At 30.0% G+C, this 22,726-nt stretch carries 24 protein-coding genes; 16 read left to right on the top strand and 8 right to left on the bottom strand.

Annotated elements, in window-relative coordinates; all coding sequences use genetic code 11:
- Positions 1-5 precede the first annotated feature (5 nt).
- Genes fdhF through ABXT55_RS05075 form a run of 5 tightly spaced genes read right to left on the bottom strand, consistent with a single transcriptional unit; the run spans position 6 to position 6,267 of the window.
- Positions 6-2,774, bottom strand: coding sequence for a formate dehydrogenase subunit alpha (gene fdhF / locus ABXT55_RS05095; protein ID WP_415284237.1), 2,769 nt, complete (start codon positions 2,772-2,774; stop codon positions 6-8).
- Positions 2,774-4,432 (bottom strand): NADH-ubiquinone oxidoreductase-F iron-sulfur binding region domain-containing protein, encoded by a 1,659-nt coding sequence (locus ABXT55_RS05090; protein ID WP_415284236.1) that lies wholly within the window; start codon positions 4,430-4,432, stop codon positions 2,774-2,776. Before ABXT55_RS05090 ends, fdhF begins: the two co-directional genes overlap by 1 nt.
- Before the next feature lie 21 nt (positions 4,433-4,453).
- The gene (gene fdhD, locus ABXT55_RS05085) at positions 4,454-5,296 is read right to left on the bottom strand and encodes a formate dehydrogenase accessory sulfurtransferase FdhD (RefSeq protein ID WP_415284235.1); all 843 of its coding nucleotides are present in this window, start codon (positions 5,294-5,296) and stop codon (positions 4,454-4,456) included.
- Between the two features lie 45 nt (positions 5,297-5,341).
- The gene (locus ABXT55_RS05080) at positions 5,342-5,827 is read right to left on the bottom strand and encodes an HPP family protein (RefSeq protein ID WP_168606569.1); all 486 of its coding nucleotides are present in this window, start codon (positions 5,825-5,827) and stop codon (positions 5,342-5,344) included.
- Between the two features lie 29 nt (positions 5,828-5,856).
- Entirely contained in the window at positions 5,857-6,267 is a 411-nt protein-coding gene (locus ABXT55_RS05075) for an iron-sulfur cluster assembly scaffold protein (RefSeq protein WP_415284234.1), read from the bottom strand.
- Between the two features lie 43 nt (positions 6,268-6,310).
- Here ABXT55_RS05075 and ABXT55_RS05070 point away from each other — a divergent pair, with 43 nt between their 5' ends.
- The 15 genes from ABXT55_RS05070 to ABXT55_RS05000 all read left to right on the top strand — a co-directional run bounded on the left by ABXT55_RS05070 (position 6,311) and on the right by ABXT55_RS05000 (position 20,784).
- The gene (locus ABXT55_RS05070; protein ID WP_415284233.1) at positions 6,311-6,922 is read left to right on the top strand and encodes a molybdenum cofactor guanylyltransferase; all 612 of its coding nucleotides are present in this window, start codon (positions 6,311-6,313) and stop codon (positions 6,920-6,922) included.
- 1 nt (position 6,923) lies between these two features.
- Complete coding sequence (locus ABXT55_RS05065; protein ID WP_415284232.1) at positions 6,924-8,171, top strand: molybdopterin molybdotransferase MoeA; 1,248 nt, start codon at positions 6,924-6,926, stop codon at positions 8,169-8,171.
- Positions 8,172-8,219: 48 nt separating this feature from the next.
- Positions 8,220-9,125 carry a DMT family transporter gene (locus ABXT55_RS05060; RefSeq protein ID WP_415284231.1) on the top strand — a complete coding sequence of 302 codons (906 nt, stop codon included), beginning with the start codon at positions 8,220-8,222 and terminating at the stop codon, positions 9,123-9,125.
- 5 nt (positions 9,126-9,130) lie between these two features.
- The gene (locus tag ABXT55_RS05055; RefSeq protein WP_415284230.1) at positions 9,131-10,348 is read left to right on the top strand and encodes an aminopeptidase P family protein; all 1,218 of its coding nucleotides are present in this window, start codon (positions 9,131-9,133) and stop codon (positions 10,346-10,348) included.
- Between the two features lie 3 nt (positions 10,349-10,351).
- Positions 10,352-11,464: a serine/threonine protein kinase gene (locus ABXT55_RS05050; RefSeq protein WP_415284229.1), complete on the top strand. Its 1,113-nt coding sequence runs from the start codon at positions 10,352-10,354 to the stop codon at positions 11,462-11,464.
- Positions 11,465-11,466: 2 nt separating this feature from the next.
- Positions 11,467-12,510 (top strand): threonine aldolase family protein, encoded by a 1,044-nt coding sequence (locus ABXT55_RS05045; protein WP_415284228.1) that lies wholly within the window; start codon positions 11,467-11,469, stop codon positions 12,508-12,510.
- Complete coding sequence (locus ABXT55_RS05040; RefSeq protein ID WP_415284227.1) at positions 12,510-12,662, top strand: hypothetical protein; 153 nt, start codon at positions 12,510-12,512, stop codon at positions 12,660-12,662. Before ABXT55_RS05045 ends, ABXT55_RS05040 begins: the two co-directional genes overlap by 1 nt.
- Positions 12,663-13,224: 562 nt before the next feature.
- The gene (locus tag ABXT55_RS05035) at positions 13,225-13,350 is read left to right on the top strand and encodes a hypothetical protein (RefSeq protein ID WP_271525711.1); all 126 of its coding nucleotides are present in this window, start codon (positions 13,225-13,227) and stop codon (positions 13,348-13,350) included.
- Positions 13,351-14,700: a flavin monoamine oxidase family protein gene (locus ABXT55_RS05030; RefSeq protein ID WP_415284226.1), complete on the top strand. Its 1,350-nt coding sequence runs from the start codon at positions 13,351-13,353 to the stop codon at positions 14,698-14,700. It abuts the gene before it with no gap.
- 521 nt (positions 14,701-15,221) lie between these two features.
- The gene (locus ABXT55_RS05025) at positions 15,222-15,944 is read left to right on the top strand and encodes a DUF4268 domain-containing protein (protein WP_415284225.1); all 723 of its coding nucleotides are present in this window, start codon (positions 15,222-15,224) and stop codon (positions 15,942-15,944) included.
- Positions 15,945-16,110: 166 nt separating this feature from the next.
- The gene (locus ABXT55_RS05020; RefSeq protein WP_415284224.1) at positions 16,111-16,527 is read left to right on the top strand and encodes a hypothetical protein; all 417 of its coding nucleotides are present in this window, start codon (positions 16,111-16,113) and stop codon (positions 16,525-16,527) included.
- A complete protein-coding gene (locus tag ABXT55_RS05015) occupies positions 16,527-16,700 on the top strand; it encodes a hypothetical protein (RefSeq protein ID WP_415284223.1) in 174 nt (57 codons plus the stop codon). Before ABXT55_RS05020 ends, ABXT55_RS05015 begins: the two co-directional genes overlap by 1 nt.
- A 212-nt stretch (positions 16,701-16,912) precedes the next feature.
- Positions 16,913-18,292 (top strand): hypothetical protein, encoded by a 1,380-nt coding sequence (locus ABXT55_RS05010; protein WP_415284222.1) that lies wholly within the window; start codon positions 16,913-16,915, stop codon positions 18,290-18,292.
- Between the two features lie 99 nt (positions 18,293-18,391).
- Positions 18,392-19,366, top strand: a complete 975-nt coding sequence (locus ABXT55_RS05005) for an MrcB family domain-containing protein (RefSeq protein ID WP_415284221.1) — start codon at positions 18,392-18,394, stop codon at positions 19,364-19,366.
- Positions 19,363-20,784, top strand: coding sequence for a GIY-YIG nuclease family protein (locus tag ABXT55_RS05000; protein ID WP_415284220.1), 1,422 nt, complete (start codon positions 19,363-19,365; stop codon positions 20,782-20,784). The genes ABXT55_RS05005 and ABXT55_RS05000 overlap by 4 nt, the downstream gene beginning before the upstream one ends.
- Before the next feature lie 96 nt (positions 20,785-20,880).
- On the opposite strand, the gene ABXT55_RS04995 is transcribed toward ABXT55_RS05000, so the two are convergent.
- From ABXT55_RS04995 to ABXT55_RS04985, 3 genes are all read right to left on the bottom strand, one after another.
- Positions 20,881-21,108: a hypothetical protein gene (locus tag ABXT55_RS04995; protein WP_415284219.1), complete on the bottom strand. Its 228-nt coding sequence runs from the start codon at positions 21,106-21,108 to the stop codon at positions 20,881-20,883.
- Positions 21,109-21,110: 2 nt separating this feature from the next.
- Positions 21,111-21,818 carry a hypothetical protein gene (locus ABXT55_RS04990; RefSeq protein WP_415284218.1) on the bottom strand — a complete coding sequence of 236 codons (708 nt, stop codon included), beginning with the start codon at positions 21,816-21,818 and terminating at the stop codon, positions 21,111-21,113.
- A gap of 114 nt (positions 21,819-21,932) precedes the next feature.
- Positions 21,933-22,418: a YajQ family cyclic di-GMP-binding protein gene (locus ABXT55_RS04985; protein WP_415284217.1), complete on the bottom strand. Its 486-nt coding sequence runs from the start codon at positions 22,416-22,418 to the stop codon at positions 21,933-21,935.
- Positions 22,419-22,507: 89 nt separating this feature from the next.
- Between ABXT55_RS04985 and ABXT55_RS04980 the strand changes: the two genes are divergently transcribed.
- Complete coding sequence (locus ABXT55_RS04980) at positions 22,508-22,714, top strand: SlyX family protein (protein WP_415284215.1); 207 nt, start codon at positions 22,508-22,510, stop codon at positions 22,712-22,714.
- Positions 22,715-22,726 lie beyond the last annotated feature (12 nt).

The raw sequence follows: 22,726 nt of genomic DNA, 5'->3' as shown, positions 1-22,726 counted from the left end.
ATTAATTAGTTAATTTCGGCTTGATTTTCTTTAGGTTCAACGACAGTTTTAAACTGATTGGATATTTTTTGGATTTCTACAGAAGAAACTTTATATTCTGCACACATTGTTTCTTCATCTTTTCCATGACCAGTTACCATGTTAACCATATGTTCTGGGAAGTGGAAAGTTGTAAATACAATTCCTTCTTTGACTTTATCTGTTACCTCTACTTTTAAAGCTACTTCACCTCTGCCAGAATAAAGTCTACCAATATCACCAGTATTTAATTCTCTTTTTTTAGCATCATTAGGGTGAACTAATAGCAAGTCTTCAGAAACTATATTAATATTTTTAGTACGTCTTGTCATAGTAGCAGCATTATAATGTTGAAGAACTCTACTAGTAGTTAAAATCAATGGATAATCTTTTTTATTCGTAGCTATCTCATTAGATTCTTTCCAATCAAAATTTTTAAGTTGTCCTTTTCCTAATTTGAATGTTTTTTCATGTAAGATTTGTGTATCTGTACCATCTTCTTGTACTGGCCACTGTAATCCCATTTTACCAAGCCTTTCTCTTGTTACACCTTTAAAGAAAGGAACCACATCAGCTATTTCTGCAAGAACTTGATCGGCATCATATTCAGGTTGATCAAAGCCTAATTTTTGCATCATGTCTGTTACAATTGTTCCATCTGTTTTAGTACCAGGCAAAGGAGGTACGGCTCGATTAACCCTTTGAATTCTTCTTTCTGTATTAGTAAAAGTTCCATTTTTTTCTAAGAAAGTTGTTCCAGGTAATACTACAGTTGCAAGTTTTGCAGTTTCACTCATAAAAATTTCTTGTACCACTAGCAATTCTAAGGAATTCATTGCTTGAACCACATGCGCACTATTAGGATCTGTTTGAACAATATCTTCTCCAATAATCCAGACAGCTTTCACATCTTTATTAATTGCCCCATCAAACATTTCTGGAATCTTTAGTCCTTGTTTTGTTGGGTGTACGACTCCATATTTTTCAGTGTAGAAATTTTGAACTTTTTCATCAGCCACTTCAAAGTAACCAGCTCCTTGGTGAGGTTGACAGCCCATATCAGCTGCACCTTGGACATTATTTTGTCCTCTTAATGGATTAACACCAACACCTCTTCTACCAATATTTCCTGTAATCATTGCAAGATCAGCAATTAACATTACTGTTTTAGATCCTTGCTCTTGCTCGGTAACACCTAAACCATGGAATTCCATAGAGTTTTTTGCAGTTGCATAAGCAATTGCAGCTTCTTTAACTAACTGTTTATCAACACCAGCAACTTTCGCTAGATGATCCATATCTTGTCTCTCAATTTCTTTAATGAAATTTGCAAAACCTTCAGTTCTATCTCTGACAAAGTCTTTGTCATGAAGGTTTGCTTTCAATATATAATGCAACATCATATTTAATATGGCTACATTTGTTCCTGGTCTAAGTTTAATATGATAATCAGCAAGTTTAGCAAGCTCAGTAGTAATTGGATCTAATACAATTAATTTTTTACCCTTCATTACTTGTTGCTTAATTTTAGCACCAGTAACTGGGTGAGCATTTGTTGGATTTGCTCCAATCACCATAAATAAATCTGCATGATAAATATCTTCTGTAGAATTTGTAGCTGCTCCAGTTCCAAATGTTTGTTGCATTCCCCACGCAGTAGGTGAATGACAAATTCTTGCACAACAATCAATATTATTAGTTCCTATTGCTGCTCTAATCATTTTTTGAAAAACATAATTTTCTTCATTAGTACATCTTGCTGAAGAAATACCAGCAACCGCATCTGGCCCATTAGCTTTGGTAATTCTATTTAATTCTTTTTTAATAAAGTCATATGCCTCATCCCATGATGCTTCTTCAAATTTTCCATTTCTTTTAATTAAAGGAGTTTTTAATCTGTCAGGATGATCATAAAATCCAAAAGCATATCTTCCTTTAATACAAGTGTGACCTGCATTAACTTCAGATTCTTTAGGGGTAGAAATTGCAACAACTTTATTATCTTTAATTGAAGCTTCTAGATTACAACCAACTCCACAATAAGAACAAGTCGTTCTTACTTTTTCATCAACAGCAACTGATTTAGATTGATATACATCTGAGATGGCATCTGTTGGGCAAGTGTGTGCACAAGCTCCACAAGATACACAAGACGAATCTCCGAATAATGCATCATTATCTGTTGTAATCTTAGATTCAAATCCTCTTCCACTCATTGTTAAAACAAATGAACCTTGAATTTCATCACAAGCTCTGACACATCTTCCACAATTAATGCAGTTATCTAAATTCATTCTCATGTAATCATGAGAGGTGTCTCTTGGAATACCTTTATGTTGTTTCGGTACATTATATCTATGATCTGATATGCCTAAATCATTAGCGACATCTTGAAGTTCACAGTTATTATTAACCTCACAAGTTCCACACTCCATTGGATGGTCGGTTAAAACTAGTTCAACAATATTTTTTCTTAAAGCTGTTAAATTTTCATTGTTTGTAAAAATATGTTGGTTTTCACCTACCGGTGTATGACATGAGGCTACAACTTTAGTTGGACCATCTTTAACTAAAGCAATCTCAACCGAACAAACTCTACAAGCTCCATAAGGTGCTAAGTTTGGATCATTACATAAAGCAGGAACTTTTTTTTCACCAAGATAGCTTTCTACAAATTTTAAAACAGAAGTATGGTTAGGGCCAATTTCATATGGCTTACCATCTATATATGCAATTTTTCTTTTTTCTGAGCTCATTAATTATCTTTGACCATATCATCCTTCATTTCATCACCAAAATATTTTAATATATTCATGATTGGAGTAGGTATTGCACCACATAAAGCACATAAACAGCCTTTTTTCATTGTTACTAGCAGTTCATTTAATAGCTTTAATGGAATTTTAGCAGTTTTATTTTTTGCTTGATCAAACATTTCCTTACCACGGTAAGAACCAAGTCTACCTGGGAAGCATTTTCCACATGACTCTTCAGCTGTGAATTCAAATAAATGATGAATATAATCAACCATCGGGAAATCTTTTGGAATGCTTACTATACTTGCGTGTCCCAACATGAAACCAGCGGCAGTAAACTCTTGAAAATCTAGATTTAATTTTTCTACTTCAGAAATTGGTATAACCCCACCTAATGGTCCACCAATTTGTAGTGCTTTGATAGGTTCTTTAAAACCTCCACCAATATCATTTAAAACTTTTTTCATTGGAGTTCCCATTTCGACTTCGTAAACACCAGGATTATTAAAAAAACTATCAAAACAAACTAATTTTGTACCTGCAGATTTTTTATTTCCAATTGCTGAAAATTTATCAGCTCCATTAATAAGTATACCAGTAGCCGCAGCTAAAGTTTCAACATTGTTAACAACTGTTGGTTTTTTATAAAGTCCTTCAGTAACAGGGAAGGGTGGTCTGACATCAACTTCTGCTCTTCTTCCTTCAATTGATGCTATTAAAGCTGTTTCTTCTCCACATATGTACGCTCCTTGTCCTATACAAATATTTAGATCAAAAGAAAAATTTGTTCCAAGAATATTTTCACCTAATAAACCTTCTTTTTTTAAAGAATTAATACATCCATTTATTGCTTCAATAGATTTTGGATATTCACCTCTTATATATAAAACACCCTCATCACTTCCAATAACATAACCACAAATGATCATTCCAAATAAAACTTTAAGTGGTTGATCTTCTAATAAGTATCTATCAGAAAATGCACCAGAGTCTCCTTCATCAGCATTACAGATAACATATTTTTTTTCAGATTCTGCTTTTCTACAAAAATCCCACTTCATTCCAGCTGGAAAACCAGCACCACCTCTACCTGTTAAATTTGAATCTAGTAATGATTTTATAATTTCTTGTTTATCTGTATTGATAAACTTATTTAAAACATCTTTAAATTGATCTAAATTTGAAAGCTTATCATCCATTAAAAAACTTGTTGAAGCAAAACTTTTTGAGAAAAATTTTTCCTGTTCAATTTTATCTCCTTTAATTATTTCATCAATTTTATCAATGTCATTCCCAGCATAGTTTTCACCATCATAATGAAACGCTTTATTTTCATAACAGTGACCAAGACAAAACATTTCACCAACCTTGTCATCACCTAATTTTTCTTTTAATTTTTTTTTTAAAGGTTCTTGTGTTCCAGAGCACATGCAAGCACTTCCATTACAAACAAAGGCTTTCTTTGCTCTATGAGATGGTCTTAAAAATTCATAAAAACTTTCTGCACCATGAATAGTAGATACACCCATATGATATTCATTAGCTATTTCTTGAATGCCACTTGCATCTTTAGAGTTTAGCGATCTTTCAGAGATTTTCTCAAATAGATTTTTCTTTAAACCAATTCTGCCTGATAAGTTACTTATATTTTTTGACACATTTTACCCTGTTAAAATTTTTTAATTTTTTATTATAATTCTCTCATTATTACTATAAATATTAAAGCTATCCTCTTTTACAAAACCAACTAATGTCATGTCAAACTTATTAGCTAAATCTATAGCGAGACTGGTTGGCGCACCTACACCAATCAAGACACCTATATTTGCCATGAGCGCCTTTTGAACAAGGTCAAAGTTGAGCCTTCCAGAACAGGTTAGAAATTGAGAACTATTATCAAGTAAATTATCTTTTAAGACAAATCCAATTAGCTTGTCCAAAGCATTATGTCTTCCTACATCCTCTTTTAAGGCAATAATTTCTCCACTTGCATTAAATAGCCCACTAGCATGAATGCCACCAGTCTTTGAAAATTCAGATTGGTTTTGTCTTAATATATCTGGAGATTTCATTATAATTTTATGTGGTATTTTAGGGATAGATTTTAATATTTTATCTTTCTTAATAATCTCTAAAGATTCAAGAGATGTTTTTCCACACACACCACATGAAGAATTAGTCAAAAAATTTCTTTTAATCTTATCAATATCTATATTCTCTGAATTGTTTATTGTAACAATAATTTTATTTTGTAATTTATATTGTCCAGCAGCCTCACCACTAGCTTCAATATTTTCTATATGGCTAATTTTTTCAATTACTCTTTCATTAAAGAGAAAGCCAGCAACTAAATCTTCATCATCTCCAGGCGTTCTCATTGTAACAGATATAGTATTTTCTATCCAATTTTCTTTATCTTTATATTTAAGTATTATCTGAAGTGGTTCTTCAATGGATATTTGATCATTAACCTCTTCTGAATTATTAGATCTAAATTTTATGACTTTATAATTAGAATTCATTTAGCCAGTATATTTAAACTGGCTAAATTTGAAATAGTGAAAAGATTAGCTTTTCCAACTACTTGGGTAGTTTTTCTTTAAAATGAAACGATTTAGAATAATTGCGTAAACAATTATTATTATAGAACCAAAAATAATTGGATTTAATAAAAAATCATAAGAAACTGCACCAAGTATTATAACAATAGGATTTCCACCTGCTGGAGGGTGAGTTACACCAAGTAGTATCATTACAAAAATACCAAGACCTACAGCAATAGCAATTTGTAAAAATTGATCAACTGGAAGGAACTTTAAAATTAATACACCAACTACAGATGTTACTAAGTGTCCAAAAAAAACATTTTTGGGTTGAGCAAAAGGACTTTCTGGATATCCAAAAAGTAAAACCATAGAAGAACCAAATGATCCAGCTAAAAACAATCCATAAGGAGTTTCAAAACTTAAGAATGAAAGAGTTCCAATTGTAATTATTGAAAAGATTAAAGCATAAAGAGCTCTATTAAAATTTTCTTTTATTGTATTTATCATATATTTTTATCTTTACTGTTAGTGTTGTTTTAAAGCTTTAGGGCTTTTGAAAGAGTTTTAAAAGGAAGCAATAAACATTCTTTTCTAGAAATATTTTTTGAATTCATTATTTTTTTAAAGTCTTTTAAGTCTTTTATATTAATTTTTTTTAATTGATCAAAATTTTCATTAAAGAAAAAATCAGCTTTTGAGACAAAATCTGAAATTTTTTCTATTGATGCTTGCATAACCCACCTTGAAAGCAAACTGACAGAGGCCTGGCAGTACACGCATGATCTACATTGATATCCCATATCTTGAACAATATTGTTTTTAACTATTAAACTAATTTCCATTTCATCACCACATAAAGGGTTCTTGTTCCTTGATTGATGTGTATGCTTTTTAAGCACTTTGTGGTTTTCGGTATTAGATGCAATTTCTAAAATTTCTAAGTCCATTTTAATTCTTTAATTAAGAGATTAATGTTTTATATTTTGATTTATGGAAGATAACAATATTTTAGCTGTTGTGCTAGCTGGTGGAAAGTCAAAGAGATTTGGCGAAGATAAAAACCAGACAAAACTTGGTGATAAAACATTGTTAGAACACGTTTTACTAAAAATTAACAATAGATATGAGGAGATACTTATTGTCTCAAGTCACAGTATAGATACAAAAAAAATAAAAAATGTAACAATAATTCCTGATTGTTTTGATGACTTTGGACCATTAGCAGGAGTTCTGAGTGCAATGAAATGGGTTAAAGAAAATCAAAAATTATATCAGTGGATTGCAACATTTCCATCAGACACACCTTTTTTTGAAACATCAATTATTGATGAATATCAAAAAAGAATTAAACTAAAAGATAGCCTGTTGTATTTTGTTAAGTCAAACAACAAAAGGCACAATATTTTTGGCCTATGGTCAATTGAATTATTAAAACCACTTGAAAATGATTTGATTAATAATAATTTTAGAAAAGTAGAGGATTGGGCAAATAAAATAGGGGTAAAAACAATTGATATTGAACCTAAAAAATTTGATCCTTTTTTTAACATAAATACTAAAGAAGATTTAGAAGAAGCAAAAAAAATACTAAAAAAAAATTAAAATGATTACTTATAAAGAAGCTAAGAAAATTTTAATAAAATCAAAGATAAAAATTAAAGATGAAATTATTAATTCATCAAAGTCATTAAATAGGATTAATGTATTTGATATCTATTCAACTATAAATTATCCTGCAGGTACTAATGCTGCATTTGATGGTTTTGCTATTAACTCAAAAGAAACAAGTAAGTTAAATAAAAATAATTCACAAAACTTTAAAATTTTAAAGACTATATCTGCGGGAGATAATCCATCTTTAAAAAAAATAAATAAGTTTGAAGCTGTTGAAGTGATGACAGGTGCACTTATACCTAAAAATTTTGATACTGTCATTCCAATCGAAAAAATTATTTTTAGTAAAAATAGAAAATTTATTTTAATTAATGAAAAAATAAAAAATAACCAACACATCAGATATGCTGGATCAGATTATAAAAAAAGAGACTTGATAATTCGAAAAGGGACCATAATTCAACCTTCTCATATATTAGCTTTTAAAACGTTAGGCATAGTAAACATTAAAGTTAAAAAGAAGCCTAATATTTTATTTTTTTCGACAGGAAATGAAATTTCTAATAATAAAAATATTGCTAACTGGAAAGTTAGAAACTCTAATAGTTATTATATTAAGTCTTTATCTAGTAATTTTTTATTTAATTTTATAGATGGTGGAGTTTTAAGGGATAAGGATGAAAAACTTTTTCAAAAAAAAATAGAAAAAAGTTTTAAATCTAAAATAGATATTATAATTACATCAGGTGCGGTATCTGCTGGTAAACATGATTTTGTTCCACACATAATCAAAAAATTTAGTTTATCTAATTTTTTTAAAGGTGTTTCGATTAGACCTGGTAAGCCAGTATTGTTTGCAAAATTCTATAAAACAGAAAAAGCTATTTTTGGGCTACCTGGTAATCCTATTTCTTCATCTGCTTGCTTTAGATTTTTTGTTTATCCTTATCTGCTTAATATTCTTGGTGTTATGGTTGAAAAACCATTTAAAGCTAAATTAAAAGATAATTATCTAAAGAGTAAAAAGATTATTAGATTTTTAAAAGCTAAGTTAACTTCAACTAATGATGGAAAAATAGAGATAGAGGTTTTAAAAGGTCAAGAATCTTTCAGAATTAAATCATTTGTAGAGTCAAATGTGTGGGGTCTATTCAAAGATGGGCAGTCTATATTCAAAAAAGGAGAGTTAATTGATTGTTACTCTCCAATTGGGTCAAATATTAATATCTTTAAATAGATCTCATTTTTATTGTAGTACAAAATAATTACTATTAAATATCCCTCAATGCTTGAGTTAAAAAATGAAAAAATTGCAATCCCAGTAGTTCTATTAGCGGGTCTTATATGGTCCTTTGGACCTTTAGTTGTTCGATATATGAATGAGCCAAATTTAGTTCCATGGCAATATATTTTTGCACGTGGCCTTACAATCTTTTTGATTTTAAATCTTTACCTTTTCTTTGAGGAAGGAAAAGATTTTTATAAGAATTATTTAAAAATTGGAATTTCGGGTATCATTGGTGGAACTGGACTAGGTATTGCAATGATAACCTTCATTTACTCGATTACAAATACCAGTGCTGCTGTTACTTTGCTTTGCTTAGCTGCCATGCCTTTTTTTACAGCCTTACTAGGTTTTTTATTTTTAAAAGAAAAAATTTCATTAAATGTTTGGATAGCTATATTTATTGCAACAGTTGGAATAATAATAATAGCTTTTGGTAATACAGAAAAAAATTCTTTACTAGGACTAATATTTGGAATGACTTCTTCAATTGGTTTTTCTGTTTTTTCAGTAACCTTAAGATGGAATAAAGAAACACCAAAATTTACAACTGTAGCATTTGCAGGTTTATTCTGCTTTGTAGTTGCTGCAATAGTTATCTTAACTAATGATATGGTTTTTCTATCCACAAGTTATAATGGAGCATTATTTTCTATACATGGAACGTTAGTCTGCATGGGTTTAATTTTATATTCTATTGGATCAAAAGCTATACCAGCAGCAGAATTAACTTTGTTGTCATTAACTGAAGTTATAGGTGGTATATTTTGGGTATGGATTCCAATTTTAGGAATTAATGAAATACCGTCGACTAATACGATAATAGGAGGCTTCTTCCTTTTTATGTCTATCATTTATTATAGTCTTACAATTAAAACTAATAGACGGTTTATTGCCCTTAATTAATTAAGATGGAAAGACCAGATTTTTTTAATTTAAAAAATGGTGAGAAGGCTAAACTACCTTTCACAGATCAAGAATATCAAAGACGATTAATTAATTTAAGAACTACAATGAGTAAAAATAATCTTGATATGATTATTTTAACTTCAATGCACAATATTGCTTATTATACAGGGTTTATTTATTGTTCTTTTGGTAGACCTTATGGTTGTGTTATAACGGCTAATAAAATTTCAACAATTTCTGCGAACATAGATGCAAGCCAACCCTGGCGCAGATCTCATGGTGATAATATAATTTATACTGATTGGAAAAGAGACAATTATTTAAAAGCAATAGTTGCAATTATTGGAAGAGACGAACCTCCTAAAAATATTGGTATTGAAAATGATCATGTAACCCTGGATGTAAAAGAAAAGCTTACGTCTATTTTTACTTTTTCAGTTTTTAGAGATGTTTCTAAAGATTTAATGCAACTGAGGATGATAAAATCTGATGAAGAAATAGAAATTATCAAAAATGGTGCAAGAATTGCTGATCTTGGGGGTGAAGAGATCGTAAAGAATATTAAAGTAGGAGAAAGTGAGCTTGAAATTGCAATAGCAGGTAGAGATAAAATGGAGCGTGAAATTGCAAAAACTTACCCTGATGCTGAATATATGGATACCTGGGTTTGGTTTCAGTCTGGATTAAATACAGATGGTGCACATAACCCAAAGACTAATAGAAAATTAGAAGCAGGAGATATTCTTTCTTTAAACACCTTTCCTATGATTTCAGGATATTACACAGCTCTAGAGAGAACTCTTTTTGTAGAAAAAATTGATGATGCTTCTTTAAAAGCTTGGGAAGCAAATGTTAAGGTTCATAAAAGAGGACTAGAGTTAATTAAACCAGGTGTAAAATGTTCTGCTATCTGCCATGAGTTGAACGAGCTCTTTGCTGAGCTTGGTTACCTTCATTACCGAACGTTTGGTTATGGGCATTCTTTTGGAGTATTGTCACATTTTTATGGAAGAGAAGCAGGATTAGAATTACGAGAGGACATAGATACTGTCTTAGAAGAAAATATGGTTGTTTCTATGGAGCCTATGATCATGATACCTGATGGAAAACCAGGAGCTGGAGGTTATAGAGAACATGACATCCTAGTTATAAGAAAAGATAATGCTGAAAATATTACTAAGTTTCCTTTTGGCCCAGAACATAATATTGTGAAATCATAAATTATGAGTGAAAAAACTGTAGTAAATAGTTGGAATGAATGGGATCCTTTAAAGCATGTAATTGTTGGTAAGGCAGATGGGACTTGTATTCCAGCACCAGAGCCAGCTTTGGACGCTAAGGTTCCTGAAGATTCTGATATGCGTGGTCAGTTTGGACCAAGAATGAAAGATACAGTTGATAAAGCAAATCAGTTGTTAGATGATTTTTCAAACATGTTAATTAAAAGAGGCATTAAAGTAGACAGACCAGATCCAATAGATTTTAATAAAAAAACATCAACTCCTGATTGGGAAGCAGATACAATGTTTGGCTGCATGCCACCTAGAGATGTTTTATTAACTGTTGGAAGTGAAATTTTAGAAGCAACGATGAGCTATAGATGTAGATGGTTCGAATATCTATGTTACAGACCCTTGTTAAAAAAATATTACGATGAAGATCCTAATATGAGACACGAAGCAGCTCCTAAACCAAGATTAACGGATGCAGATTATAGAAAAGATTATTTATCAGATAAAATTGGAATTCAAAAAAGATTAGAATGGACCGAAGATAAGTTTTTTGTAACTACTGAGGAGGAAGCTTTATTTGATGCTGCAGATGTTTTAAGGTTTGGTAAAGATCTTGTTGTTCAGCATGGTTTTACAACCAATCTAAAAGGAATTGATTGGTTAAAAAGACATTATAAAGACCATAGAGTTCATGCTGTTAATTTTCCAGGTGACCCATACCCAATTCATATAGATGCAACTTTTACTCCAATTAAAGAAGGGTTAATTATTAATAATCCTCAGAGAAGACTTCCAAAAGAACAAAGAAAATTATTTGAAGATAATGGATGGGAAATAATTGATAGTGCACAACCAGCTCATAATGAACCACCTGCACTTTGTTATTCGTCAACATGGTTATCAATGAATGTATTAGTTCTTGATCCTAAAACTGTGTGTGTTGAAAAAAGTGAAGTATATCAATCAGAACAATTAAATAAATTAGGTATGGAAGTAATACCAGTAGACATGAGAGATGCCTATGCATTTGGTGGCGGACTTCATTGTTGTACTGCAGATGTTTATAGAGAAGGTGGATTGAAAGATTATTTTCCAAAACAATAAATATGGAAAAAATTAAAACAAAAAGAGAGCGAGTAAAATTTGCTTCAGATAATGTTGCAGGTGCTTGTCCTGAAGTGTTAGACGCAATTTTAAAAGCTAATGATGGAGATAGAGCTCCCTATGGTGATGATGAAATTTCAAAAAATTTACAAGATAAATTTTCAGAAATATTTGAAAAAGAGGTAATTGTTTTTCCAACATCTTCTGGAACTGCAGCTAATGCACTAGCTTTATCTACGATGACACCATCTTTTGGAAATATCTATTGTCACAAACTTTCTCATATTAATGTAGATGAATGTGGAGCACCTGAATTTTATACTGGTGGAGCAAAATTAGTAAATCTTAACGGAATTAATGGAAAAATTACAGCTGAGGAGCTCAATAAATCAATTAGTGGGAAAGGTGTTGTTCATCACACTCAACCTTCATCAGTAAGCATTACACAACTTTGCGAAACAGGTGAAGCTTACGAATTAGATGAAATAAAAAAAATATCAGAAATTGCTCATAATCATAAACTTAATATGCATATGGACGGAGCTAGGTTTGCTAATGCTTTAGTTTCATTAGATTGTAGCCCTGCAGAAATGACTTGGAAATCTGGTATTGATGTACTTTCTTTTGGAGCAACTAAAAATGGATGTTTAGCAGCAGAAGCTATTATTTTTTTCAAACCAGAGTTAGTTGGTAACTTACCTTTTTTAATGAAAAGAGCGGGACATTTACTCTCAAAAATGAGTTTTGTATCAGCACAATTAGATGCCTATATCACAAATGAAGTTTGGCTAAGAAATGCAAAACATGCAAACGCTATGGGTAAAAAATTAAGCCAGGGTTTAGACCAACACAAAAATATTGAACTAGCTTATCCTACTGATGCAAATGAAATATTTGTAAAGATACCAAAGGATATAATTGATCAATTAAATTCAGAAGGATATACAATTAATGATGATGAGTGGGATGGTAAGGCGGTTAGATTAGTTACTGCATGGAATACTAGTCTTTCTGATATTGAGACTTTTTTAAATTTTATTAAATAATGCGTAGAAAACCTAACTACAAAGATTTATTAAAAAAATTTAAAAAAAGAAATATTAAAAATCCAGAAAGAATAGCAACAGCCTATGTCAAAGGATTAACTTCAGGATCTAAAAAAAAAGCTGCTAAAAATTTAGCAGGAATTATAGATTAAAGCAAAAAGGATCGAGAATCACTGCATTCTAACTAGCGACTATTCCACACCTAGATACCTAATTTATGATTTAGTAGAGTTTATTATGGCTAGATTAGATGGAATTATTGAACCAATATATTTTTTGATTACCTCAATAACATTTATATTATTAAGTATAATCCAATATAAAAAATTTGGAAAAACTAGGGAAACAAAATATCTCGCAGGTTTGTCAATTTTTTTCTTATGTAGTTACATTGCTATAATTTTAAAAAATTAGAAATGATCAAATTTATTCTACCAGCTATAATTGTTCTCTTCATTGTAGTATTCTGGGAAAAAATTACTGAAATAGTATTTAAAAAATTTAATATTAGACTTAATTATATTATTGTGAGTGCCATCTTAATAACTATCGCTATAATAATTTTATTAGTTAATTATTTTTAAATTCAATGATCTTATTAGCTAATTAACCCTCATTTCACCACCTAGACACCTGATTTGGGATTTGTTAGAGTTTAATTATGCATAAGTTGTTTAGAATAGTTTGCGGCATAGCTTTTTTTGGTCTGGGTTTATGACACTTGAGATTATTATAATTTTATTAACTATTATTCTTGCAGTTTATTTTTTATTTAGACCTACCTCCAAAAAAGAAAAAGACAGGTTTGAAGATAAAGATAACTGGCGAGGTGGATTTTAAATGAAGTTAATAGGCAGAAGACAATTTCTAAAAACATCATTCTCAGGTCTTGCATTAGCAACATTACCTGTAATTTCTTTTGCACAATCAAATCCTGATGTTGTTGTGATAGGTGCTGGTGCAGCAGGTTTATCTGCTATGGCTGAACTTAAGAGACGAGGTATAATAGCTGTTTGTATAGAAGGTATGAATAGAATTGGAGGTAGATGTTATACTGATACAACATCTTTCAGCGGTATACCGGCAGATCATGGTGCTCATTGGCTTCATGCCAAAAAAGGTAATGAGCTATATAAATTTGGAAGAGAAAATAAAGACAAATTCAAGATATATGATGAGCCATCAACCTCTGTTGTTTATGATGGAAAAAATAAAGTAAGTGGAAGTACTTTTTGGCATGTACGCAAAAAAATAAAAAATATCTATGGAAATGGTGGCATAGATGAACCGCTGATGAACAAAATTCCAGAAAATTTAAAAAAGAATAATTGGTTTGATACTGCTCATGCATCAATTACAGCAAGAGATTTTGATAATCTTTCTATAGCAGACGATAGTCTTAATTATGAAGATAGTTATTGGGAAAGTGGAAATGCACTTTGCAAAGAAGGATATGGAACATTGTTAGCATATTATAGAAGAGATATTCCTGTTAAATTAAATACAATTGTAAATGAAATAAAATGGGGAGGGAAAGGAGTACAAGTTGTAACAAACAAAGGAACAATAAATGCAAAAGCATGTATTGTGACCACATCTGTTGGTGTTCTAAGAGCAGAAAAAATTAAATTTTCACCAAAATTATCATCAAGAAAATATGAAGCTTTTGAAGGAATTACTATGGGAACCTCCAATAGGGTGATCATTGAATTAAAAAAGAAATTCGTAAGAAGATTTAAAAATGATACCAATTTTTATTCTAAAATTAATAGTAACGGCGCAAAATCACCAGAAGGGATTGGTTACGGCCTTCTAAAAATGGGTGGAACAAATTTATGTCTTTTTGCTCTTAATGGAGAATTTTCAAGAAGTTTAGAAAATGAAGGCAGCCAAGCTATGATTGACTTTGTTGTTAATCAACTTAAATCAAATTTTGGTTCTAAATTTTATGATAAGTATTTTGTTAAAGCTATAGCTACAGGATGGAATAAAAATCCATTTACTTTAGGAGCTTACTCGGGTGCAATACCAGGTAAATCAAATTTACGACCAGAATTAAAAAAACCAGTAGGAGATAGAATTTTTTTTGCTGGAGAAGCAACTGCTGGAGCATACTCAACAGTTCATGGTGCTAATAGAAGTGGAATAAGAGCTGTTACTGATGTTTTTATATCAGATGCTTTAGATTAAAGAAAAACCTTTCCTTTAAAAACCTGTACACTGGCAACAAAACCGAGTGAGAACAAAATGTTCTCTTGCTTAACTTGGGTTCTCTTTCAAAAAGCTAATGTAATCAACAACTTCTTGAAACTTTTCATCAGGAATATCTTTATATGAGTTGCCAAACTTCTCTTTGACACAAAGAGCGAAAGTAAAATAACACCTGACTCTCGACACCCCCTGACAGCCTAAAACCCTTATACTTACTGTGTTATTAAAAAAAACTTGTTGTTAATACTAAGCAATTTTAACTAAGAAACTTGACAACAAACCAGTAACATTTCCGGGTGCTCATTAACCATCATTCCACCACCTAGACAGCTGATTAACCTTCCTTCAATCTCCTAGAGTTTAATTATCACAAATAGATTCGTTTACACTCCACATCTTATCTAAAATATTCATCTAAATTCCATAATATGATGAAAATAAAGGTTTATTTAACTATTTTAACTGTTGACAGTAAATATATAAATAGATATAAGTAATTCATGATACAAAAACCATTAAAACCATTTGAAATAGATCCCAAGGCATTTATTCTAATGGTAGAGTCTTTTATAAAATCCTATCCTCAACATTCTTTAGAATTGAAAGAAATTGCTGAAAAAGGTGGGTTAGAACTTGATAAGCTGGATTATTTTAGTGAAAAAGGAATAAATTTTAATGAAAACAATGTTAATTATGCAGATTACACCGTTTTTTGGAAAAAATATTTAGAAATAGAAGATATTTTATATGGAAACCATTTAATAAAAAATTCTGTTTTTGAAAGCATAAAGCCATCTAATAATAATGCTATTTTTAAAACATCAGGAGTTCAAAATATTTCATATTCATTAGTCGCTTCAAAAGTAGGTATTAAAATTGAGCTTTTAATTAAAACTCTAAGATCAGATATTAAGGACAAAAAACTTTTTAATAAATTAATTTTTGATGAAATTAAAAAAAATCAACGTGAATTAAATAGTAAATTTAGAAATTTAGTTTGGGATAGGTTGGATAATAGAATGTATTCAAGAATATATTTTATTATTGAGAAACGATCACTAAATAACAAAGTTAACCTCCCGAGACTAACTATTGGAGAAATGACCTTAAAAAATAAAAATAACATATATGATAAAATGAGTATTAATTCAGATAAATTTTATAAGATTTTTGACCCAGTTTTAAAAAAAATTGACATTAAAAAGATTGAAAAAAAATTATGAAATTCCCACTAGTATACTTTCTAACCGGATTTTACAGTTCGCTAGAGTTATTTGTGAGTACTAGATTTGGGATAAATATTCTTACACAAATAACTCATTGTAATACTTTCTATCTTTCTATGCCAAGGTGTTTTTTTTCATTCTTCATCTTGGTAAAGGAGGGAAGATGGGTATAATTTATTTAATAAAACCAAAGAAAGAACAATATAAATACATATATAACAAAACAGATTTAGAAAAAAGAATTCAGAAAAATAAATTAAGGCCTGGAAATGAAAGAGTTATACCCAAAGCTAATTTTGAGAATATAAAATTTGGTAGATTTAAAGGATCTAAAGACTCACTCTATAATAGATATAAAATAATTTTTGATGATATAGAATTAAGAACTGTAATAAACTTTAGTGATAATGATTGGGAAAAAACAAAAGAATTTGAAAAAATAGTTAAAAATAGATGTTTTGGAAATTACAAAAAATTAATTAATACACTTGAATGGCTAGACGATAAAAATTTAAACATGGATATAGCTGAAAAACTTATATTTACTGAATTTAAAAAGTATACTCTGCAATATAATTAATGAAAACATTTGAAAAATTTTTCAGAAATAAAGTTTCATATGAAAAAATTGATTTATATGTGAATCTAGTTTTCAAAACTTTAGATCCAGACGACGAAGTATATGTTCATTATGAAGAAGAAAATGGATCACAATTTGTGAGAATAGAAGTTTTAGATAGGGTACTGCATTAATGAAAAAACTTCTCTCGTGGACAATCATTCCATCACCTAGACAACATATTTGAATGCTCGTTACTTTGAAACACCTGGGGGTTAAAAGAAATGTTACTAATGATGGTTTAAATATAGTGGAATACTCTAGTAATTCAAAAGGCATCTATCCCATAGTTATCCCATAGAATTTTTGGGTTTCTGTTAGGTTCAGGATTTGATAGTCTTAGATTATGAAAAGAATTTTGAGTATTGCAATTTTAGGAATGTTTTTTCATATCAATACTGCTTATAGTTTTGTTAACGACATTCAATCATTTAATAAATGGTTATACAAAAATGGTCACTCACAATATTTAGAAAAAATTGAAAGTGAAAAATGTAAATCTTTTGATAAAGGCGACACAAATTGGTATTATAATAACTGTGATCAAACTAAATATAAAAATAATTTAAAAGTAAAGTTTTACAAAGAGCGTTGGGGAATTCCATATAGTGCAAATCCAAATAGAGACACTCTAATTTATTATCATTACAAAAATACATATGCCCATCTAAGGGGTGACAAAGGTTCAAAACAGTGGGGAAAATATGCAGTTAAAGCATCAAAAAATTATGAGGATTTTAATCAAGATTTGAAAAAATTTAACTATCTAGAAAAAGAATTAAAAAAAAAAGCCATACTTAGCTACATCTTTTTCGAAAAAGATAAAATTATTATCGATGAAATGTCACCATCAAATAGATTTGGAGATTTTGTAGACAATAAAACTAAACTTAGGTCAAATTCTGTTGGTAAAACAATGGTATCCTATGTTGCAGCTCACGCTATATGCGAAGGTTATATAGACGGGTTAGATACCAAAATAAATGATTGGCCATTAGTTAAAAATACACTGTACGAGGATCAAAAATTGATTGATTTATTGAATATGGCTATAGGTGATCAAAAATATATAAATGAGTTTAAAGATGGTCCAAGTTTTATTTTAAATGGCCTTGAACAAGATACTGCTACTACACGTAAAATAATGACTGCCTTACAAAATACTAAACCAAGTAAAAAAAAATATAATTATAATAATACAATTACTAAAACCATCTTTAATTATGTATTATTTAAAACAGGTGATGATTTTCAAAAAGTTTTAGATAAGACTTTTAAAGAAAAAGCAAAAATTAAAGATGGTATTTATTTTACAAAACACAAAGAAGCAACCCCTATAAATGGTAATGCAGATATTATGTTTTTTGCAACAAGATATGATTACCTTAGAATAGCCAGATCAATGATGTATGATTATCAAGAGCAAAATTGTGTAGGAAAATATCTTAAAGAAGTTTATGAGCGAAGAATAAAAAAAAATATTACACGAGATGATGAGCCTCCTTTTAACTTTAGCTATTCGTATGGAGGACAATTTCATTTTGATTATCCAGGACTTAAGAATAAGGTTATGTTTGCTATGGGTGGTTATGGGGGACAAGCAATTTTAATTGATATGGAAAATTCTAGAATAGTTGTGGTTAATTCTGTACATTATAACAACTCAAAGTATAAATATAATCCAAAAAAACTTTTAATTGATCCAATTAAAAAAGGAATTAATTAGATTATCAATAGCCACGCCTCAGTCTTCTTTAATCCTGTTTAGTATTAGCAAATTCCATCACCTAGACACTTGATTTAAGGTTTGGTAGGGTCTCAGAAAATGATTAGAGAAGTTCTAACTGAAATCTCAAACAAATATTTAGCTGCAAAGAAGGAAGATCTTAAAAGTCATCAATTAGCTCTCTATATTCGTAAGTGTGCTAAGAATTTAATAAAACCAGCATTGGGAGATTATGCTGAAAATTTCGTATTCAGAAGTAGTGCAGGCATTCATCAGGCTTGGGCTGATGTTCCATGGATTACGATTATGGATCCAGAGGTAACTACTACAACACAAACGGGTCACTATGTTGTTTATTTATTTTCGGTAGATATGAAAACAGTTAGTTTAAGTTTAAACCAAGGGATAACTTTTTTGAATGATGAACTTGGGCAAAAGAAGTCTATACAAGAACTATACAGAAGAGCAGCATTCATAAGAGACAGGGTAAGTGAATACAAAAAATTATTTTCAGATGCAAAATTAGATCTTGCATCTAATCTATCAAAGTCTCACAGACCAAAATTATATGAACCTGGCCATGCATTTGGAAGTGTTTATGATACTAATAATCTTCCTGATGAAGATAAGCTGGTAAATGATTTAAGAAAAATCCTTGAACTATATTTATTGCTTACCCATAGAGGTGGACTTGATGTAAATTTAGCAGGTACAGATTTTGAGCCTGAAAATCTTAAGGATCAAAATCTTGAAGAAAGAAAAAAGTATAGAAGACACAGAAGTATTGAAAGAAACCCAAACACATCTAAAGAAGTTAAAAAGATAAGAGGCTATGTATGTGAGGCTTGTAATTTTGATTTTAGAAAATTCTATGGAGATTTAAGTTTAAATAAAAAAGGAGAGACTTACATAGAGGCTCATCATCTAATACCACTATCTAATTTACCAGAGGGTAAGACATTAAAATTTAATGCTAAAGAAGATTTTAGAGTGCTATGTGCAAACTGTCATAGAATGGTACATAGAAAAAACCCTCCCTACACAATTGAAGAATTAAAAGCTAAATTTAAATGAAGCATGGATCTAGAATAATTGTTGAAGGGAAAACATACATAAGTATTGCTGAAGCAGCGAGAGCTTATAAAATGGATAGCTATACTATTTATGGACGTCTTAATGCAGGCAGAACCATAGAAGAAAGTTTTGGATTAAGATCCTTTAACTATAAAGGTAAACCTATTGAAATTATTTGTGATGGAGAAATTTACAAAAGTTATGCAGCTTTAGCAAAAGCTTATAATTTAAATGTTACTACAGTTTCACGTCGTATTTCACACAATGGTTGGACTCCAGAGCAAGCAGTTTTAAAAAAATCTGTTGTTAGAAAAACAACTGGACACAAGATTGTTGTAGCGGGCAAAACTTATTCTTCACAAAAAAAAGCTGCTGAAGCTTATGGGTTAGATCACAGAACTGTTTGGATGAGACTCCAAGCAGGCAGAACTATTGAAGAGGCATTTGGCTTAAAGAATTTTGATTACTTATCTAAACCAAAAAAATTCAATATAGAGGGAAAAGATTTTAGCAGCTTAAGAGATGCCTGTAGATACTATAGTGTCGACAAGTATGTTTTAAATGCAAGAATTAATAGATATGGCTGGACTTTAAGAGAAGCATTGGGCATTGATAATAGACCGGGTTATGAAAAAGGTGTCGCTGGAATTATCTATTTAATAATAAATAAAGTATCAGGAAAAGCATACGTGGGAATAACGATGGGGAAACTGGAGGCAAGATGGGAACAGCACATACAAAAGGCATTTTCAGAGAAAAAATTAGATAAAAATAGTATACATAGTGCAATCAAAAAAGATAACCCAGATAACTTTACAATAGAAAGAATAGATAATGCAGCAAGCCTTGGAGAGTTATGTGATAAAGAGGTTGAATGGATCAAGTATCATAAATCTCAATTTCCAAAAGGATATAATCTTAATGCTGGCGGTGGTAGCACTCGAACTATAGGTAAAAATATTATAGTTGAAGAAAAGTCCTTTGAAAGTATTACAAAAGCTTGCAGGTATTATAATAAAAATAAAGATACCGAAAGACGTGAGATTACAAGACGTATTAGCAATGGATGGACTCCAGAGGAAGCTTTTGGAATAATTGAAAAGAAAGGTTATAAACGTAAAGCTCGTATTAAAGTTAAAGTTAATGAAATAAATTTTGAAACATTAACAGATGCGGCTCGACATTTTAATCTAAATCCAAAAACAGTTAATGAAAGATTTACTAACAAAAAATGGACTATAGAGGAAGCTTTAGGGTTAAAACCAATGCCTCATGGTAGCGGCTATAAGATAACATATAAAAAAAAAACTTATGCATCAGAGGCTGAACTTTGTAGGAAATTTAATATTAGTCAATCAACATATAATCGTAGAAAGAAAAAGGGACTACCCATGTCAGTGAGACTTGGTGTAGAATAACAATGAACCGTAAAGCCTTCACCCTATAGGATTATCTAGGACAAAACCAGTAACAAACCAGTAACATTTCTGGGTTGGAACAAAATGTTCTCTTGCTTAACTTGGGTTCTCTTTCAAAAAGTTAATGTAATCAACAACTTCTTGAAACTTTTCATCAGGAATATCTTTATATGAGTTGCCAAACTTCTCTTTGACACATAGAGGAACATGAGCGTAGGGGTTTCTTCCTTTAGGGTGATTTGGATGATTTGGTAACTGACCCAGTAAATAATCGCCAGCTTCCTGTATCATTTTCCAGAGTTTACTTGCGTTTTCTTTATTCAAATTTAGTTTTGATAAGTTTTGTCGATTTTAAAATCTTCTAAAGTTGAAGCAGATACCTCTGAGTCTTGATTGCTATCTATCTCTTTCTTTGCAAATTCTCTTTCTTTAAATTTTTGTTCTTTTATTAATTCCTCTTGTAATTTTAATTTTTGCTCTTGATCAAATTTTTCTTCCCATTCTTTCAATTTTATATTTTCAATTTCTTTCTTTTGTTCTTCTTGTTCTCTCATTTCTTTTAAAAATTTTTCTTTTTTTCTTTTTTCCTTTAATTCTTTATTTTTTTGCTCCTCTTCTCTAATTCTTAAATCTAATTCTTTTCTATTTTGCTCTTCTCCTTTGATTTTTAGCTCTTTTTCTTTTACCCTGAGATCTTTGTCAATTAGCCCTAGATCTTCATCTTTTTTATTTACTCTTTTATTTTCTACTTTAAGAGACTCTTCTTTAATTTTTAATTCTATATCTTTTAAATTTAATTTATCATTTTCTTTTTTAAGTTTTTCTTCTAAAATTTTTAATTCTTTTTTTTCTTTTAAAATCTCATTTTTTTGTTCGAGTTTTTTTAACTTAATTTCTTTGATTTTTTTCTTTTCAATGTTCTTTATATACTTTGAATATGCATTACTTAAAGTATTGGTGGTAATAGATGCTAACATTGTTAAGTTAGACTTGTTTTTTGAAGTTTTAATTTTTTTTCTTTTTTTTAAAGTCATTTTTTATAAGAATTATTTGACCAAAAAAATTATTAATATTCAACTAGATTTATAATAATTTCTGTTAAATACTGTCTAAATTGAGTTCAACTTAAGATTGTTATTTTATGATGTTTAGTCTCTAAAGTTTACAAATTCTATTGGAAGACCAATGTCAATGGCTTCTATTGCTGACATAGTCTTCTGAAGATCATCTCTTTTTTTTCCTTCAGCTCTTAATTCTTCTCCTTGAATTTTAATCTGAATTTTAAGTTTTAGTTTTTTTATTTCAGCAATAATTTTTTTTGCATTTTCTTGACTAATACCTTCTTCAAGTTCACTAACTTGTCTAATCGATGAACCTGCAGCATTTTCTGAATTTTTAATTGCTATCACTCTTGGATCAACTTTTCGTCTTATAAGATGAACTTGTAATAATTCATTTACTTGTTTTAATTTTAATGCATCGGGTGCTAATGTGGTAATAATCTTATCTTTTCTTTCAATTGAAATATCAAGTCCTTTAAAGTCAAATCGATTACCAATTTCTCTTAGGCAATTAGCAAGAGCGTTATCAAATTCTGGGTAACTAATTTTACTGATGACATCAAATGAAGGCATAATTTTAATTATCTAATGATTTAAACATAACAAAAATTTTGATAATTGACTATTTGATTTATTTTAAAACTCTTTTAAGCTACGGTTATATGGAAGATTTAGTTAAAAAGTTAGAAGAACAGATCAGTTTTCTACAAAATGAAATATCCCAAATGAGTGATGAATTGTATTCTCAACAAAAAGAGGTATCTGTTTTAAAAAAACAAGTTTCAAACGTTGAAAAAAGAATTAATGAATTAGAGAGCCGTGATGAAGCAGGTATGGTTATGATTGATAAAAAACCTCCACATTATTAAATATTATTATTA

The organism is Candidatus Pelagibacter sp. Uisw_130 (assembly GCF_047722505.1).
Classification (GTDB): domain Bacteria; phylum Pseudomonadota; class Alphaproteobacteria; order Pelagibacterales; family Pelagibacteraceae; genus Pelagibacter.
The sequence above is the reverse complement of the archived record's forward strand: the minus strand, read 5'-3'. Positions and strand labels throughout refer to the sequence as shown.

Bases quoted from the DNA above. Each gene is read 5' to 3' on its own strand.
- ABXT55_RS05030 (WP_415284226.1), top strand. From the start codon at position 13,351: ATGAAGTTAATAGGCAGAAGACAATTTCTAAAAACATCATTCTCAGGT.
- ABXT55_RS05025 (WP_415284225.1), top strand. From the start codon at position 15,222: ATGATACAAAAACCATTAAAACCATTTGAAATAGATCCCAAGGCATTT.
- ABXT55_RS05080 (WP_168606569.1), bottom strand. From the start codon at position 5,827: ATGATAAATACAATAAAAGAAAATTTTAATAGAGCTCTTTATGCTTTA.
- ABXT55_RS05035 (WP_271525711.1), top strand. From the start codon at position 13,225: ATGACACTTGAGATTATTATAATTTTATTAACTATTATTCTTGCAGTT.
- ABXT55_RS05060 (WP_415284231.1), top strand. From the start codon at position 8,220: ATGCTTGAGTTAAAAAATGAAAAAATTGCAATCCCAGTAGTTCTATTA.
- ABXT55_RS05005 (WP_415284221.1), top strand. From the start codon at position 18,392: ATGATTAGAGAAGTTCTAACTGAAATCTCAAACAAATATTTAGCTGCA.
- ABXT55_RS05070 (WP_415284233.1), top strand. From the start codon at position 6,311: ATGGAAGATAACAATATTTTAGCTGTTGTGCTAGCTGGTGGAAAGTCA.
- ABXT55_RS05040 (WP_415284227.1), top strand. From the start codon at position 12,510: ATGCGTAGAAAACCTAACTACAAAGATTTATTAAAAAAATTTAAAAAA.
- fdhD (WP_415284235.1), bottom strand. From the start codon at position 5,296: ATGAATTCTAATTATAAAGTCATAAAATTTAGATCTAATAATTCAGAA.
- ABXT55_RS05075 (WP_415284234.1), bottom strand. From the start codon at position 6,267: ATGGACTTAGAAATTTTAGAAATTGCATCTAATACCGAAAACCACAAA.
- ABXT55_RS05020 (WP_415284224.1), top strand. From the start codon at position 16,111: ATGGGTATAATTTATTTAATAAAACCAAAGAAAGAACAATATAAATAC.
- ABXT55_RS05000 (WP_415284220.1), top strand. From the start codon at position 19,363: ATGAAGCATGGATCTAGAATAATTGTTGAAGGGAAAACATACATAAGT.
- ABXT55_RS05055 (WP_415284230.1), top strand. From the start codon at position 9,131: ATGGAAAGACCAGATTTTTTTAATTTAAAAAATGGTGAGAAGGCTAAA.
- ABXT55_RS05015 (WP_415284223.1), top strand. From the start codon at position 16,527: ATGAAAACATTTGAAAAATTTTTCAGAAATAAAGTTTCATATGAAAAA.
- ABXT55_RS05010 (WP_415284222.1), top strand. From the start codon at position 16,913: ATGAAAAGAATTTTGAGTATTGCAATTTTAGGAATGTTTTTTCATATC.
- fdhF (WP_415284237.1), bottom strand. From the start codon at position 2,774: ATGAGCTCAGAAAAAAGAAAAATTGCATATATAGATGGTAAGCCATAT.
- ABXT55_RS04985 (WP_415284217.1), bottom strand. From the start codon at position 22,418: ATGCCTTCATTTGATGTCATCAGTAAAATTAGTTACCCAGAATTTGAT.
- ABXT55_RS05065 (WP_415284232.1), top strand. From the start codon at position 6,924: ATGATTACTTATAAAGAAGCTAAGAAAATTTTAATAAAATCAAAGATA.
- ABXT55_RS05050 (WP_415284229.1), top strand. From the start codon at position 10,352: ATGAGTGAAAAAACTGTAGTAAATAGTTGGAATGAATGGGATCCTTTA.
- ABXT55_RS04990 (WP_415284218.1), bottom strand. From the start codon at position 21,818: ATGACTTTAAAAAAAAGAAAAAAAATTAAAACTTCAAAAAACAAGTCT.
- ABXT55_RS05045 (WP_415284228.1), top strand. From the start codon at position 11,467: ATGGAAAAAATTAAAACAAAAAGAGAGCGAGTAAAATTTGCTTCAGAT.
- ABXT55_RS04980 (WP_415284215.1), top strand. From the start codon at position 22,508: ATGGAAGATTTAGTTAAAAAGTTAGAAGAACAGATCAGTTTTCTACAA.